General features: G+C 49.0%; 13 protein-coding genes. 7 read left to right on the top strand and 6 right to left on the bottom strand.

Annotation, left to right across the window (positions count from 1 at the left end):
• Positions 1 to 49: 49 nt before the first annotated feature.
• On the top strand, positions 50 to 760 hold the full coding sequence (locus H141_RS0112680) for a tRNA-uridine aminocarboxypropyltransferase (RefSeq protein WP_240473124.1): 711 nt from the start codon (positions 50 to 52) through the stop codon (positions 758 to 760).
• Between the two features lie 24 nt (positions 761 to 784).
• Complete coding sequence (locus tag H141_RS0112675; protein WP_019676650.1) at positions 785 to 1,009, top strand: RNA-binding S4 domain-containing protein; 225 nt, start codon at positions 785 to 787, stop codon at positions 1,007 to 1,009.
• Positions 1,010 to 1,052: 43 nt separating this feature from the next.
• Here H141_RS0112675 and H141_RS0112670 read toward each other — a convergent pair whose 3' ends face one another.
• From H141_RS0112670 to H141_RS0112655, 4 genes are all read right to left on the bottom strand, one after another.
• Entirely contained in the window at positions 1,053 to 2,021 is a 969-nt protein-coding gene (locus H141_RS0112670; RefSeq protein WP_019676649.1) for a sensor domain-containing diguanylate cyclase, read from the bottom strand.
• A 178-nt stretch (positions 2,022 to 2,199) separates the two neighbouring features.
• A complete protein-coding gene (locus tag H141_RS0112665) occupies positions 2,200 to 2,574 on the bottom strand; it encodes a DP-EP family protein (RefSeq protein WP_019676648.1) in 375 nt (124 codons plus the stop codon).
• 35 nt (positions 2,575 to 2,609) lie between these two features.
• Positions 2,610 to 5,867, bottom strand: a complete 3,258-nt coding sequence (locus H141_RS0112660; protein ID WP_019676647.1) for an nSTAND1 domain-containing NTPase — start codon at positions 5,865 to 5,867, stop codon at positions 2,610 to 2,612.
• Positions 5,868 to 6,011: 144 nt separating this feature from the next.
• On the bottom strand, positions 6,012 to 7,598 hold the full coding sequence (locus tag H141_RS0112655; RefSeq protein ID WP_019676646.1) for an isocitrate lyase: 1,587 nt from the start codon (positions 7,596 to 7,598) through the stop codon (positions 6,012 to 6,014).
• Positions 7,599 to 7,791: 193 nt separating this feature from the next.
• On the opposite strand from H141_RS0112655, the gene H141_RS0112650 reads away from it, so the two are divergent.
• Positions 7,792 to 8,730 carry a LysR family transcriptional regulator gene (locus H141_RS0112650; protein WP_019676645.1) on the top strand — a complete coding sequence of 313 codons (939 nt, stop codon included), beginning with the start codon at positions 7,792 to 7,794 and terminating at the stop codon, positions 8,728 to 8,730.
• Positions 8,731 to 9,053: 323 nt separating this feature from the next.
• Here H141_RS0112650 and aceB read toward each other — a convergent pair whose 3' ends face one another.
• Positions 9,054 to 10,658 carry a malate synthase A gene (aceB, locus tag H141_RS0112645; protein WP_026349435.1) on the bottom strand — a complete coding sequence of 535 codons (1,605 nt, stop codon included), beginning with the start codon at positions 10,656 to 10,658 and terminating at the stop codon, positions 9,054 to 9,056.
• Positions 10,659 to 10,854: 196 nt separating this feature from the next.
• Between aceB and H141_RS0112640 the strand changes: the two genes are divergently transcribed.
• The 3 genes from H141_RS0112640 (at position 10,855) to H141_RS0112625 (ending at position 13,644) form a co-directional block, all read left to right on the top strand.
• Positions 10,855 to 11,505, top strand: coding sequence for a DUF2726 domain-containing protein (locus H141_RS0112640; protein WP_019676643.1), 651 nt, complete (start codon positions 10,855 to 10,857; stop codon positions 11,503 to 11,505).
• A 153-nt stretch (positions 11,506 to 11,658) separates the two neighbouring features.
• Positions 11,659 to 11,853, top strand: coding sequence for a hypothetical protein (locus H141_RS0112635; RefSeq protein WP_019676642.1), 195 nt, complete (start codon positions 11,659 to 11,661; stop codon positions 11,851 to 11,853).
• 207 nt (positions 11,854 to 12,060) lie between these two features.
• Positions 12,061 to 13,644, top strand: coding sequence for a methyl-accepting chemotaxis protein (locus tag H141_RS0112625; RefSeq protein ID WP_019676640.1), 1,584 nt, complete (start codon positions 12,061 to 12,063; stop codon positions 13,642 to 13,644).
• 44 nt (positions 13,645 to 13,688) lie between these two features.
• Here the strand turns inward: H141_RS0112625 and H141_RS0112620 are convergent, their stop codons facing one another.
• Complete coding sequence (locus H141_RS0112620; protein WP_240473126.1) at positions 13,689 to 15,182, bottom strand: methyl-accepting chemotaxis protein; 1,494 nt, start codon at positions 15,180 to 15,182, stop codon at positions 13,689 to 13,691.
• Between the two features lie 133 nt (positions 15,183 to 15,315).
• Here H141_RS0112620 and H141_RS21160 point away from each other — a divergent pair.
• Positions 15,316 to 15,507 (top strand): transposase (locus H141_RS21160; RefSeq protein WP_157610907.1); only part of this gene is annotated, 192 nt, incomplete at its 3' end.

The following is a 15,507-nucleotide window of genomic DNA, read 5'->3' as shown; positions in this document are numbered from 1 at the left end:
AAAAAGCCGCTACAATAGCTGCTTTTTAATGGCTGGCTGATTTTAGAAGATGTCGCAACCTGCAATGCCACAACACAATGCTGTACTGGCCCTGCGCACAGAGCAGCTGGCGAAATCGCGGCGGGTATTTAATGCCCGTGGCAGTAAAGTAGTGCGCTGTGAGCAATGTCTGCTGCCGGCGGCACAATGTATTTGTGCCGCCAAGCCCAACCCTGCCGGCAACTGTGCATTTTGCTTTATTATGTACACTGGTGAGTGTTACAAACCCAGCAACACCGGCCGGCTGATTTGCGATGTAATCGCCGACAACCATGCCTTTGTCTGGGATCGCACCCAGCCCGATCCGGCTTTGCTGGCGCTGTTAACCGATAGCCGCTATGCACCGGTGTTGGTGTTTCCGCAGCAATACGCCGTACCAGAACGCTGCCTGCAAGATGCCAGCCAGCTAAGCCAGGCCACAGCCGGCAAAATTCAACTTTTCGTGATGCTGGACGGTACCTGGCGGGAAGCAAAAAAAATGTTTAAAAGCCCCTATCTGGCGGCTATGCCGGTATTGGGTATTCAGCCTGAGCAGGCCTCGCGTTATGCATTGCGTGAAGCGGCGCATTTACATCAGCTGTGTACGGCGGAAGTCGCGATAGCAGTATTAACAATGGCTGGTGAAACAGCAGCAGCCAGCAACCTGGCAGAGTATTTCAGCCAGTTCCGCCGCGCCTACCTGGTTGGTAAACCACACTTGAATTTTAGCGAGCCCGCTTAATTAAATGACTAAAAGGCCACAAAAATGAGTAGCAACAAACGTGAAGTGATCCTAAGCAAGCAACCGGTAGAACTGTATAAAATTTTAAAATTTGAAGGCTTATGCAGCAGTGGCGGCGAAGCCAAAGCGGCAGTTGAAGCTGGCCTGGTTAAAGTGAACGGCGTAGTGGAAACTCAGAAGCGTAAGCAAATGAATGCTGGCGACACCCTCAGCTTTGGTGCTGACACCCTGCTGCTTAAAGTAGAGTAAGAGTAAAACTCAAACACTGGCGGCAGCTAAACTGCTACCGCTCTTAGTTGCAGGTATTAATACAGTCACGGCCATCTGATTTTGCCCGGTATAACGCTGTATCAGCAGCACACAACAGTGCCAGACTGGTGCGGAACTGACCGTTAATTTCGGTGGCAATCCCCTGACTTACCGTTACATTTAGTGTCGATGGCAAACCAATATCGGTAAACGTCAGTTGGCGCAGCGCCTGTTGTACATTTCTGGCAACTTCCAGCGCCATAACTGGGTTATGTTGTGGCAGGATCAAAGCAAACTCCTCACCGCCATATCGGGCAGCCAGCCTGGCTTCCACTGGCATCGCCTGCACTATGGCACCAGCCACTTTACGCAGGCAGGCATCCCCCTGAATATGGCCATAGCGGTCGTTAAACTGCTTAAAAAAGTCGATATCAATAATCACCACACTAAGTGGCCGGCGAGCATCAGTGCAAAGCTGCCATTGCTGCTGCAGCTGTTCATCAAAACCACGGCGGTTGGCTAAGCCTGTTAAAGCATCGGTGCTCGCCTGTAACCGCAATTGCTGACACTCGGCTTTGTAGCGGGTTAAATCGCGCATCACCAGCACTAAACGCGCTTCAGGCTCTGGTATAAAAGATACCGACAACTCGATGTCTTTTACCACACCGTCAGCGCAGCGCAGCGCCATTTCTGTCGGTCCTGCCTGTAACGATAGCACCCGTTTAGCTACCATCTTAACTAAGCCATCATATTGCTGTTGATAACGACTCGCTAAAAACTCCGGCCACTTTCTGCCAATTAACGGTGTACCAAGGCAGTTTAACAACAGCGCTGCCTTAGCATTGGCACATTCAATAGTGCCATCAGGGCTTACAATCAGCACAGCCTCGACCAGATACTGCACAAAGCTGCCAATATCCAGGCCGCTGGCCATGCCATTTTCATCACTCCACAGGTTGTCATCATTCAGAGCCAGCGCTTGTAGTTTGGTTTTATTATGGGCAGTTTTCATCGGCGTCGTTCACTCAGTTGGCTTAACTGCTGCCAACTTTAGCCTTTACTACGCGCAAGAACCTTCTGCCAACCTTCTGATTTAAGCTATTGTATTTATTAAACTTCCCATGGATAAGTTTACTAAATATAAAAAGCCCGCCAACGGGCTTTTTATATTTACCTGCTAATCTCAGCTGTTATTGTGGTGGTAAATTTTTAACTTCAGGGTCCGGGCTTAAGATCATCAGGGTGTTTGTAGTGTTTGTCAGAACAAACTGGAATTTACTACTGCCAGCTGTGTGGTCAGTATCAACCATTTGCAATTGCATGCCATCAGCTGACACGGCAACACTGTCGATCACACCATCAAAAGGTGTGGTAAAACCGGCACCGGCAAATTGCAGGCCTTTACCGGTATTATCAAGCAGCTGATAAGTTATGGTTTCAGCCTGTGTCACAGTCACATCACCATCAATTGGCTGCCCGCTACTGTCTAAATAGCTGAATTTAGGCTCACCGTTTACCAGGTTAACCATAACCTGAATTAATTCTGAAGCCTGTGGATTGACCATATGTTTTTTCCTTTTTTGTGATTTAAAGTTAAGCTTTAAAAGTTAAGATTTAGTATGCCATGTTGCTTTAATAGCATTACAACGCCGGACTGTTTATCCAATGTTCCCTGACAGTCAAGCGCTTTAACATAGGGAATGGTAAATTCAGGCTCTTTGTTCTTCTTGACGATATCTGCAAGATCGACCAGCGCATTTTGACAATACGTTTGCGCTTCCTGCCAATCGGTCTTGGACAGCGCTTTTGCCAGCAGCAGATAGCTATTTGATCTGGCAACAATAAAACGAAGATTACTGCTATTTTCTCTGATCAGCTCCTGGTACGCGGCAAGCGCTCGCTGACCATAGCGAATACTTAATTGAACATCACCTCTGGCAAGTAACAGTTCTGCAGCAGTCAACCATTGCCGGGCCAGTATCAGTCTGTCTGTCAATGTAGACAAATCTGAGCCGTCCTGTTGTAACAACTCAGCCAATTGTGCCGGACTTTGCTTAATATGTTGCACAGAGTTATCCGACGAAAACTTCAGTGACTGATAAAAAGCGTAGTATTTATTGTTCCGCCAGCGACTGCTGTCGGGGTCTTGCGCCAGTGCTCTGTTAATAATCACAGTAGACGCCTTAACATTGCTTAATGCATCTGAATTCTGCCCCAGAAAGCCCAGTAAATTAGCGGACAGTTGGTAACTACTGACTAATATCTCTAATAAATAGAGTTCTGCATCATTGCCCGCATCCAGCATCGCTTGCTGAATATCGTTATGCACAGATACCGCAGCAGTAATATCGCCTTGCGCCAGCGCCGCACTGGCCAGCCAGGAACGGGTATTGGCAATATCTGCCACCAGTTTTTTATTGTCAGGCTGCCCTGCTTGTACCAATAACCGCAACCGTAACGACTCCTCAAAATTCTGCTGCGCAATATCAAACTGCTGTCGTTCCATTGCCAGCGATCCCAATGAATTGGTGGCATAGGACAACTCCATAATGGCGTCTAAATCATCTGGCGCTAGCTGGTACATCCGCTGGCTATACTGGTAATAACGCTCAAACTCCGGCTGGGTAGCCTGCCAGTTGTTAGCATCGTAATGGATTTGCCCCAGCCAGAAAGCATTAGCACCGAGGGTTTTAAGCAGCTCTAAATTATCCGGTTGCTTGCTGAGCACCGCTTCTAACTGCACTCTGGCAGCTCGCAGGGCAGCGGTGGCTTCATCGGTTTTACCGCGCGAGTAGGCCACCTCACCCATCGCTTCTAATGTCTGGCCATGCTGCAACAGCGCTTCGATGCTTAAACTGCTGTCATCGGCGGAGTAATCAGTAAAGTACTCCAGCGCTTTATTGCTGATCCCATCGAGTAAGTCCATCCGGCCGATGCTGCGCAGCTTATCGGCAAACTCTCCTACCATAAAACCCAGCAGGTTTTCGGCGGCAAGGCGTTTTTGCTGCGCCTGTTGCTCAGCATTAAAACTGCGCACACTCATCGTAATAGCGGTAACGGTAAGCAGGCATAGCATGGCCAGGGTGGCGCGGCGGCTCCAGCGTTTTAACCGCACTTTGGCGCTTGATGCCTGTATAAACTCGGTTTCTTCCCTATCCAGCTGAAACAGCTGGTTTTGCTGCAGCGACAGCGCTTCCTGCAGCGGCTTACCTTCGGCCAGCAGATAAGCGCTGTTTTGCTGTTCGCTGCGCCAGCGCTGACTTAAATGCAGCAGCCGGCTTTTTACACTTAAGCTATCAAAGTGTTCACTTATCCAGGCAGTGGCGCGCGGCCAACGCCGTAACAATGCCTCGTGCGCTATGCTAAAGCAGGGCTCGCCCTGTTGCAGGTGCGAGACAAACAAACGCTGCTCAACCATGGTATTTACCAGGGCACGCTCAGCATCGGTTTGCAGTTGCGCTAAACGGGCGCTACGGCTGGTAATGCTTTGTTCGTCTTCACGCAAGGTTACCAGTAACGACAACACCCGTGGCAAACTGTCTTGCTCGGTTTTGCTTAAGCCTTTAATGGCCTGCTCGGCGTTTTTACCAATAGCGCCTTCAATACCGCCCAGCGCTTTATATACCGATAGCAGCAGCTGGTTGTCGCTACTGCGCTGTAAATACAATTGCTGCAAGGTATATTGCAGCATTGGCAGCGCATCGGGGTTGCTGGCGGCTTCGCTACAGAGTATTTCATCCAGTGGCATAGCGGTGGCAGGATCCGTTGCAAAGCTAAGGCCAGCGGCCAGCGCCGGTAAACGGATCATTTGCAGCAGCTCAGCGCGCCCCGGCGCGGCTAAGTCAAAGTGCGCACCACGCGCTTTACCCGCCATTAAGCTCGGGTATGCCACTAAAGATGGATAAAACTCATTCCGACAAGCACTTAACACCAGTACCGCGCCACTGGTAGCCAGTTGCTCCAGTAGGGCGACAAAGTCTGTGCGCTCTTGCTCGCTAAAAAGTGGCGAAGATAACAGTACCTCTAAGCGATCGACAAAGAGCGCAAAGCGTCTGGTTTGCTGACGGCTGTTGCCCAGAACCGCAATGCAGTGGGCGCATAACTCAGCACTGTGTTGCTGTAACTTAGCCGCCAGACTGATAGCGCTGTCGCCGGCAAACACGGGGGTCTCCTCATGCTCTGAAGCCAGCTCCCAGTCAAGCAAAGTACTGGCCAGGCTGCTCAACAGCTCGCCTTTAGCCACATCGGCTAAATCGAGGCTGCTGTAAGACACCACTTCAATACCGTTGTAACCGCCGCTTTGCATCAGATTTGGCATCACACCGGCATTAATCAGTGACGATTTACCACTCCCGCTGGGACCTAATAGTAAATTAAAGGCACGGCCAAACTTCACTTGCTGGGCAATGCGTTGCAATAAGGTGGTGATTTGGGTGCCCCGGCCAAAGAATACCGTGGCATAGCGCGCATCGTAAGCTTGTAAGCCCGGAAAAGGTGAACCTTGCTGCCAACTTTGGCTGCTGGCACTTTGCTGCTGCCCCAGCGGAAAGCGCACCTCAGCCACAGTGCGGTAGCCGCGCTTGCGGATGGTTTCCAGATATCGGGAATTAGTGGCACTGTCGCCCAAAGCCTTGCGCAGCTGGGTAATCACTTTATGCAGCGGATTATCGCCGGTGTCGGTGTCCGGCCAGCACTGGCTGACAATCTCGTCACTGCTGACTACCTCACCATGTTGCCGGCACAATAGTAGCAATACATCCATGGCTTTAGGTTCAAGCTGTTGCAGTAATTTACCCTGGCGCAGGGTATTAGCTGCAGGCTCTACCTGCCAATCACCAAAAAAGAAAGTGTTACTCATCGTCAGGTTATGTCGCCAATGCGTATATTGATTAATGCTACACAACATACCATGCTAAAACGTATTAGTTGAAGAAAAAAGGCAGCCCTGAGGCTGCCTGAGGTCAACTGACCACGTAGCGAAACTGTTTAATCAGTTAAGGTGTCAGAACTGATTCATGGTGTTGTGTTTACCACCTGCTTTTAATGCAGCCTCACCAGAGAAGTACTCTTTGTGATCATCACCGATGTCAGAGCCTGACATATTCTGGTGCTTAACACAGGCGATACCCTGGCGGATTTCTTTACGCTGCACTCCGGCCACATAACCCAGCATGCCCGCTTCACCAAAATACTCTTTAGCCAGGTTGTCAGTTGACAAGGCTGCAGTATGGTAAGTTGGCAAGGTAATCAGGTGGTGGAAAATACCGGCCTCGCGCGCCGCATCGGCCTGGAACGTCTGAATACGCTTATCAGCTTCCTGTGCCAGCTCGGTGCTATCGTAATCAGCACTCATTAGTGCTGCACGATCAAAACTACTGACATCTTTACCTGCTTGTTGCCACGCATCGAATACCTGCTGGCGGAAGTTTAAGGTCCAGTTAAATGACGGGCTGTTGTTATAAACCAGCTTGGCATCAGGCACCACTTCGCGAATGCGGTTAACCATTTCGGCGATCTGGCCAACGTGTGGCTTCTCAGTTTCAATCCACAGTAAATCGGCACCGTTTTGCAACGAGGTAATACAATCCAGTACTACCCGGTCAATACCACTGCCCGCTTTAAACTGGAACAAGCCACTGGCTAAGCGCTTTGGCTTTAACAGCTTGCCATTGGCTTTTACTACCACATCGCCATTGGCAATATCGTCAGCGCCGCTTATTACATCGCCGTCCAGGAAGCTGTTATATAAATCACCTAAATCGCCCGGCTCATTAGTCACGGCAATTTGCTTGGTTAAACCGGCTCCCAGCGAGTCGGTACGGGCGACAATAATGCCGTTATCAATACCCAGCTCTAAAAAGGCGTAACGCACAGCATTAATTTTTGCCAGAAAATCGGCATGTGGCACTGTTACCTTGCCATCCTGATGGCCGCATTGTTTCTCGTCCGATACCTGGTTTTCAATCTGAATGGCACAGGCACCGGCTTCAATCATTTTCTTGGCCAGTAAGTAAGTGGCTTCAGCGTTACCAAAGCCAGCATCGATATCGGCAATAATTGGCACCACATGGGTTTCAAAGTTATCTATTTTTGCCTGAATTTCCGCTTTTTTAGCAGCGTCGGTTGCGTCATCTAACTGGCGGAATAAACCACCCAGTTCGCGGGCATCGGCCTGGCGTAAAAAGGTGTACAGCTCTTCTATCAGCGCCGGCACTGAGGTTTTTTCATGCATTGATTGATCAGGCAGTGGCCCGAACTCTGAACGCAGCGCGGCAATCATCCAACCTGACAAATACAGGTATTTTCTTTTGGTAGTGCCGAAATGTTTCTTAATGGCGATCAGTTTCTGCTGGCCAATAAAACCATGCCAGCAGCCCAGTGACTGCGTGTACTGGCTGCTGTCGGCATCGTAGGCTGCCATGTCAGCGCGCATAATGTCGGCGGTGTACTGGGCTATATCTAATCCGGTTTTAAAACGGTTTTGCAGTTTCATCCGCGCGGCATATTCCGGGCTGATGGCATTCCAGGCAGAACCGGCCTCTTTACATACATTGTCGAAGTGTTTGATATCATCTTGATAAGCTGTCATTGCCGTTTCCTCTTGCTAAAACTGTTGTGCAGGTTGTTGTCATTCACTATAGATAACAAAACAACAATTCATATAGCTGATTTTAATGATGCTCACCATTTTCCCAGTGAATACCAATTTGCGCTTGACGGCTATCCTCTTGCCAATGTTATGATTCAACTAAGTTATAGATAAAGCCCAAGGCATTTTGCAGATGAATATTAATAAGATGGATTTAAACCTGCTGGTTTATCTGGACGTGTTGCTACGTGAGAAAAACGTCACCCGCGCTGCTAATCAACTCAATATCACCCAGCCGGCCATGAGCAACGGCTTAAAACGGCTGCGCGATTTACTGAATGACCCGATTTTGGTGCGCACTTCAGATGGCATGGTACCGACCGAGCGGGCCCGTGAGCTGGCGCCGGTAGTACGTGGTGTATTACTGACGTTAGAAGAAACGCTGCAACCGAATAAAGATTTTGAGCCATTACACAGCCAGCGGGTTTTCCGGATTATGGCCAGCGATTACGCAGCGTCAACGCTGATACCGGCATTGTTGAAGAAGATGCGCGTACAGGCACCATTAACCAGCCTGGATATTATGACGCCATCAGATGTGACCTTTCATGATGTCGAAAACGGCAAAGTAGATATGGCGATTAACCGCTTTGATCAATTGCCGCAGTCGTTTCACCAGAAAACGGTATGGCGTGACAGTTTCTCATGCCTGATTAATGCCAGTAATCCGGTAGTTAACCACTTCAATTTAGACAGTTATTTAAAAGCACAGCATATCTGGGTAAGTAAAACCGGCTTTGGGGTCGGCGTGGGTATGGATCCGAAAGATGTGCAGAAACTGGGCTGGGTAGATGAAGCGTTAGCCAAGCTGGGTAAGCAGCGCAGTATTTCGGTATTTACCCGTAACTACCATGTAGCGATGCACCTGGCGGTAGGCATAGATTTAATTGCCACCCTGCCCAGCCGTGCAGCCAAGTTATATGAGAATGACCCGACCATGGCCATTATGGACCCACCGTTTGCCATTCCGTCGATTGAATTGAAAATGATCTGGAGCCCGCTGCTGCACCAGGATGCCAGCCATATCTGGTTCAGACGGCTGATTGTTGAAACAGCAGATGAGTTAAACTAACGCGGGGTGTTACAGCTGTTCTCCCCACATACCGGATACAACACTCTTCCTCACTCGCCGGGGCAACTCGCCCGTTGCCTTACGGCAGGGGCTCAGACACTCCCCGGCTCCTTCAAAAGAGGTTCTATCCTCTATTCGTTAAATCAATACCTGAAAGAGAACGGCTGGAACCCCGTTTTGGTCGACGCAGAGTGTCTGAGCGAGCGAAAGCGAGAGAGTTGCTGTGGCGAGCCAAGGCGGGTGTTGCAGCTGTTCTCTCTACATGACAGATACAAAAAAGGCGCTGTCAGCAATGGCAGCGCCTTTGGTTTGGTTTACTCAGGTTAATCAAGCAGCTGGTAAGCCGGTAAGGTTAAAAACTCTACCAGTTCGTCAGCTGTGGTAATGTCCAGTAGCAGTTGCTTTGCCCGGTCAAAATTTTGACTTTGCCAGGTATCACTTCCTACTTCCTGCAACACTACTTTTGCCTCTTCCTCTAAAAAGTCGGCAAACAGGGCCTTGGTAATTAACTTACCGTTGCTTAAACTTTTTCCATGCTTAATCCACTGCCAAATCGAGGTGCGCGAAATTTCCGCCGTCGCGGCATCTTCCATTAAGCCATAAATAGGCACGCAGCCTTTACCGCTGATCCAGGCGGCAATATATTGTAGCGCTACCCGGATATTAGTGCGCATGCCCTCTTCGGTGCGCTCCCCCTCGCAAGGCGCCAGCAGCTCTTCGGCGGTAATCTCTGCATCCTGCTCGCGGCTAACATCAAGCTGGTTAACCTTGCCACCGCTTAAATATTCAGCAAACACGCCATTAGCAGTCGCTGCCAACCCAGGGTGGGCAACCCAGGTACCATCGTGGCCGTTGCTGGCTTCCAGCTCTTTATCAGCAGTCACCCGGGCCAGAATTTTCTCGTTTTCGCCAGCGTCTTTCGCCGGAATAAAGGCCGCCATGCCGCCCATCGCCAGCGCACCGCGTTTATGACAGGTTTTAATCAATAAGCGCGAGTAAGCGTTTAAAAATGGTTTAGTCATGGTAACCACTTGCCGGTCTGGCAACACCCTATCGGCATGGTTATTTAACGTTTTGATATAGCTAAAAATATAATCCCAACGGCCACAATTCAGCGCTACGATATGATCTTTTAAGCTATACAGAATTTCATCCATTTCAAAGACGGCAGGCAGGGTTTCAATCAGCACGGTGGCGCGAATAGTACCGGTTGCTACTTTAAATTTCTGCTCGGTAAAACTGAACACATCATCCCACCATTTGGCTTCAGTATGGCTTTGCAGTTTTGGCAGATAATAGTAAACACCCGAGCCATTGTTCAGGCGGGTTTGCCAGTTATGATAAAAATACAGCGCAAAATCAACCAGCGAGCCGGGAACCTGGGCACCATCAACCAGCAAGTGTTTTTCCCATAAATGCAGGCCGCGCACCCGGGCAATCAGCAGCGCCGGATTGTCTTGCAATGTATAGTGCTTGCCGCTTTGCGGATCGGTGTAACTAATAGTGCCTAAGTTGGCATCCCTTAAATTAATCTGGCCTTCAATAACGCCGGCCCAGCTTGGTGCCTGCGAGTCTTCAAAATCTGCCATAAACACTTTTACATCAGCGTTTAGGGCATTAATAATCATTTTGCGGTCAACCGGGCCGGTTATTTCTACCCGCCGATCCTGCAAATCAGCCGGAATAGGCGCTACCTGCCAGTCAGAGCCACGAATAGTTGCCGTTTCAGGCAGGAAATCGGGTAAAGCGCCATTATCAAACTGTTGCTGGCGGCTTATTCTGTTAGCCAGTAACTCAGTTATCCGGGGCCGGAACTCACGTACCAGCTCAGTAACAAAGGCACAAGCATCTGTCGTTAAAATTTGTTCATAGTCGCTGTTCAGCGGGCCGGTTATGGTTAAACCGGCCCGGGTAGTAGTGTCAGACATATCCAGCCCCTTTATCGTTGTCGCTGTTAGTAAGCTAACTATAAGCGCTTTCGCATTATAAATGCCATTAATGACTAAAATGCTTAGCATCACCAAAAACAATGCCTTAATTGCCAGAAATAAGAAATTTATGGCACGGGATGTGCTTTAAGATTTAAGTATAACTGCGTATGTCAATTTATCGTCGGAGGTGGGCATGGAGATTATTATGTTGTTGCTGGTAGCACTGGTTGTGCTGGTAGCTATGGTTGCCAGTCGCTTTATTGATAACAGCAATCCGTTTCAGGTGCAAAGACGCAGCAGCTTATTCAGCCCGGTCGAGCGCTCGTTTCAGAACTTACTAGAAAAAGCGGTTGAGGGCGAGTATAAAATTTTAAACCGGATAAAACTTGCCGACTTAATTGAAGTTAAAGAAAACGCTAACGAAAAAGCCAGGCGCAGCACCCAGGTAAAACTCAACGCCAAATATCTGGATTTTGTTTTATGTGCAGCGGATGATCTGCGGGTTGTTGCAGTACTTGATCTCGTCAACAACAGCAATAAAGACGGCCATAAAGCGGCACCAGACTGGTTTGTCAGCGGTGCGCTGGAAGCAGCGGGCGTGCCTTACTTACGCATTAAAATTAAAGCGGGCTACACCTCAGCCGATTTACAGCAGGCATTAGCTAGTCGGTTAGGCAAGCCAGCAGTGAAAGCCGAACCGATGTATAAAGGTTTGGTAAAAAAAGGCCCAACCCGGCCGGTGCGTTCATACAAACCTGCCCAGCCCGTTGGTACCGCCCTGACCCCAGCGTTGTCGCACTCCCAAATTAAAGCGCAGCAAACTGCACTGATCCAGGCTTCTTAACGCGTTGTTGCAGTAAACGCTTTGCCGTACTGAAAATGTCACAGGATCAAATGCCACCCTATGCTTTGGGCGGCATTATTCTACAAATAAAAAAGCTCAAGTTTTCGTTGCTGCAGTCGATATAGTGCTGACGTATTGGTAATAGGAGGAACTATGAGTCAATCCGTTGGTGCGATGGCATCTGCTCAGAGTTTTGAAATACTGGGCGCCGTAATGGCGAAAAAGCAGCAAACTCAGCAAGCACAAATGGTAAATTTGTTAATGCAAAGTGCGATGCAAACAGTAGAGCAAATCACTGCCGCCTCGCCGGTAGGTAATATTGGGCAGAATATTAATATCAGCGTTTAGCTGAGTTATGCTTAGAAAAACCCAAGGCCAGCATCTGCTGGCCTTTTATTTCACTGGCTGATTGGGCCAGCCCAACTGGCAATAACTTGCAATAGCTTCATTAGCACTTAAGCTTAAACCATTAGTTGTATTAACGATTTGATATAGATCTTTAATACAAAGCTTGCTCCGCAACTGTCATAACCCATTTAAAATGAGGCCTCCATCATGTCTGCTATTTCAACCCTCACCCAAAATCTTAGTGTCCGGGCAAAATTATTTACTGGTTTTGGCCTGGTGCTACTGATTCTGTTCATTAGCTCTGTCGTTAGCTATAACGCTTTAAACAATATGAGTAGCCGTTTTGCTGTCGTTAACGACGTAAGAGAAACCAATCTGCTGATTAGCGAAGCCAGGCATCAGGATAAAAACTTTTTGTTACGCAGTGATCCACAATATCTGCAGCAAGCGCTGGAAATCAGTAACCAGGCTAAGCAGCTTGGTGAGCGCAGCCTCGGCTCATTTACCAACGAGCAAAGTAAAGCGTTAATGCGCGAGATGCTGAATAACATCACCAGCTATCAACAGCAACTGTCGCAGTTAACCAGGCTTGATCCCCAAACCGATCAAGCTCAAATGCAAACTATCGAACAACAGATGGCAACGTCAGCTATAGCAGCTGACGAAGCAGGTACACGTTCAGTTGAAAACCAATTAAAAATTCTGGAGCAGGAAACTAATCAACTGGAGTGGTTAATTATTATCGCGGCAATTATTGCCATTATTATTGGTATTGTCGCCGCTGTAATCATTACCCAAATGGTGGTGGCGCCCCTGCAGCATGCAGTAATGGTGGCAGAAAAAATTGCTGCTGGCGATATTACCGAAGACTTGCCAACCGATCGCCACGATGAACCGGGTCAGCTAATGCAGGCAATGCAGAAAATGAGCGTCAGTTTGCGGGCATTAATTAATAATCTGACCTCTGGTATTGGCCAACTGGCCACAGCTACGGAAGAGATGGCGGCCATTTCCGAGCAAAACTCAGCCGGGGTCAATCGGCAAAAAGAAGAAACCGAGCAGGTTGCGACGGCGATGAATGAAATGTCTGCCACGGTACAGGAAGTGGCCCGCAGCGCCGAGGAAGCCTCAACTGCTGCAACAGAGTCTTCAGAGCAAGCTACCGTTGGCGAGCAGGTCGTGCAAAAAACCATAAAGCAAATTAAAGCGCTGGCCCATGAAGTTACAACCTCCGCCAATTCACTGGGCGAGCTAAAGGAGCAAAGTAGTAATATTGGCTCAGTGCTGGATGTAATTAAAAGCATTGCCGACCAAACCAACCTGCTGGCACTGAATGCTGCTATTGAAGCAGCTCGCGCCGGTGAGGCGGGCCGGGGTTTCTCGGTAGTCGCTGAAGAGGTACGAGCCCTGGCATTTCGCACTCAGGAGTCAACCGGTCAGATTGAACAACTGATCAGCGCCCTGCAGCAAAAAGCTGAAGCCGCTGTTAGTAATATGCATAAAAGCTCTGGCCTGGCAGACAATACCCTGGAAAGTGCTGATGACGCCGGCGATGCCATTCTGGCTATCAACGCCGCGGTAACCAGCATTCAGCAGATGAATCAGCAGATAGCTGCCGCCGCTTTGGAGCAAAGCACCGTTGCCGAGGAAATTAACCGCAGTATTTTCAGTATCCGCGACGTAGCCGAGCAGTCGGCTACCGCCAGCGAAGAAACCGCTGCCGCCAGCAATGATTTAAGCCGGCTGGGTACTGAGTTACAACAACTGGCCAGCCAGTTTAAAGTTGCTTAGCCATAATGCATTGCTTAGTCAGAATGACACGCTGGTGCAGGCAGTTAGCGTTTGAACCGCACTACCAACTCGTATAACTCCCTGGCAATTTGTTGCAACTGACGGGTAGAGCTGGCTGAACTGTCAGCTTCCGTCAGGCTACTGTGGGCCAATGACGAAATGTTTTCAACCTGACGGTTAACGTCTTCGGCGACATGCGCCTGCTCTTCCACCGCCGCAGCCATTTGGGTAGACATGTCAGCAATCGCACCTACGGCATCTGAAATACCATTTAACATTTGTTCAGTATCTTTTACCTGCTGCAAACCCGCATCGGCACCATCCCTGCCCCGTTGCGCCACTTCCACTGCAGTATTGGCCCTGGCAGTAAGCTCAGTAATAATGCCATGAATTTCTTTGGTTGAATCCTGAGTACGGCTGGCCAGGTTACGTACTTCATCGGCCACCACGGCAAAGCCTCGGCCCTGTTCACCTGCCCGCGCCGCCTCAATAGCAGCGTTCAGCGCCAGCAGGTTGGTTTGCTCGGCTATCTGAGCGATAATTTGCGCCACCTTAGCAATTTTTTGAGTTTGCTCCGCCACTTCTGTAACGGAGTGGCTGATATTACTGACGGTATCGCGCAAGCTCTCTATCGATTTACGGGTGGTGGCTGCTGTTTGCCGGCTGCGCCCGGCTAATTCGTTTGACTGCTCTGCCCGCTCTGCGGTTTCCTGAACATGAGATGATACATCAGCGATGGTGGTGGTCATCTGGTGCATTGCTGTTGCAACTTGCTCAGTTTCCATTTGCTGCTGCTTAATTTTTGATGAGGCAGCTTCAGCCTGTACCAGGCCCTGTTTAGCCTGGCTGGCCATGTTGCTGGCTGCATCTTCTATCCGGGTTAACACCGTTTCCAAATGTGCTTTGGAACTCTTAATAGCTACCTTCAGCTCACCAATTAGCGGCTTATCATCGGTAAAGGTCATCACTGCCAGTTCATGTCTAAACGCATTACTCAGTAAGTCTTTCACACCCTGTATCGCCTGAACACGGCTCATATGACTAAATACAGCATAAGCTAGCAGAGTAGTTAACAGCGCCAATGCCACCCAGCCAACTGAACTCACAACGAAAAGCAGGCCGCTAAACAATAAACCTGCCAGTAACAACCAACTGTCCGCCCCCAGTTGCCAACGTTGTTTTTTAACTTTGCCAGCATTAATAGCCTGATACAATTTCTCAGCCCGTTTAATATCAGTGCGCTCCGGACAGGATCGTACTGATTCATAACCTACAACCTTGCCTTGCTCTGTTACCGGGGTTATATATGCATCCACCCAATAGTAATCGCCATTTTTGCTGCGGTTCTTTACCAGTCCCATCCAGGGTTTACCGGCTTTTAAGTGCTGCCACATAATCTGATATGCCAGTGGCGGCATATCCGGGTGACGTACTATATTATGCGGTTGCCCAATCAGTTCTTCTTTCTCAAAGCCGCTAATCTCTATAAAAGCATCATTACAGTGCAGAATATTGCCGTCTAAATCGGTAGTTGAAATCAGTTTGACGTTTTTACTAAAGGTTCTTTCATTATTTGTTACTAGGGCTTGTTGATCTTTCGTGATGGATTATTAGACAGCATGATGGGCTGGTATAATTACTTTCGCCAAAAACTAACCATGACAACCCATCATGCCAAGAACATTGTTAACAGACGAGTACTGGTCAAAGCTAATCAGATTGATGCTTAAAACGGGCCGCGTATATGACAAGCCGGAACACAGAAATACTTTCGAAGGCATTTTGTATCGGATGCGGGTCGGTTGCCCTTGGCGCGATGTGCCAGAAGCTTTTGGAGATTGGAGCGCCATCTACCGGCGTTTT

Source organism: Arsukibacterium perlucidum DSM 18276 (assembly GCF_000382165.1).
Lineage (GTDB): Bacteria > Pseudomonadota > Gammaproteobacteria > Enterobacterales > Alteromonadaceae > Alishewanella > Alishewanella perlucidum.
This window is presented reverse-complemented; position numbering and strand designations above follow the sequence as displayed.

Excerpts from the sequence above, each read along its gene's own strand:
- H141_RS0112680 (WP_240473124.1), top strand. The coding sequence starts at position 50 with ATGTCGCAACCTGCAATGCCACAACACAATGCTGTACTGGCCCTGCGC.
- H141_RS0112675 (WP_019676650.1), top strand. The coding sequence starts at position 785 with ATGAGTAGCAACAAACGTGAAGTGATCCTAAGCAAGCAACCGGTAGAA.
- H141_RS0112670 (WP_019676649.1), bottom strand. The coding sequence starts at position 2,021 with ATGAAAACTGCCCATAATAAAACCAAACTACAAGCGCTGGCTCTGAAT.
- H141_RS0112665 (WP_019676648.1), bottom strand. The coding sequence starts at position 2,574 with ATGGTCAATCCACAGGCTTCAGAATTAATTCAGGTTATGGTTAACCTG.
- H141_RS0112660 (WP_019676647.1), bottom strand. The coding sequence starts at position 5,867 with ATGAGTAACACTTTCTTTTTTGGTGATTGGCAGGTAGAGCCTGCAGCT.
- H141_RS0112655 (WP_019676646.1), bottom strand. The coding sequence starts at position 7,598 with ATGACAGCTTATCAAGATGATATCAAACACTTCGACAATGTATGTAAA.
- H141_RS0112650 (WP_019676645.1), top strand. The coding sequence starts at position 7,792 with ATGAATATTAATAAGATGGATTTAAACCTGCTGGTTTATCTGGACGTG.
- aceB (WP_026349435.1), bottom strand. The coding sequence starts at position 10,658 with ATGTCTGACACTACTACCCGGGCCGGTTTAACCATAACCGGCCCGCTG.
- H141_RS0112640 (WP_019676643.1), top strand. The coding sequence starts at position 10,855 with ATGGAGATTATTATGTTGTTGCTGGTAGCACTGGTTGTGCTGGTAGCT.
- H141_RS0112635 (WP_019676642.1), top strand. The coding sequence starts at position 11,659 with ATGAGTCAATCCGTTGGTGCGATGGCATCTGCTCAGAGTTTTGAAATA.
- H141_RS0112625 (WP_019676640.1), top strand. The coding sequence starts at position 12,061 with ATGTCTGCTATTTCAACCCTCACCCAAAATCTTAGTGTCCGGGCAAAA.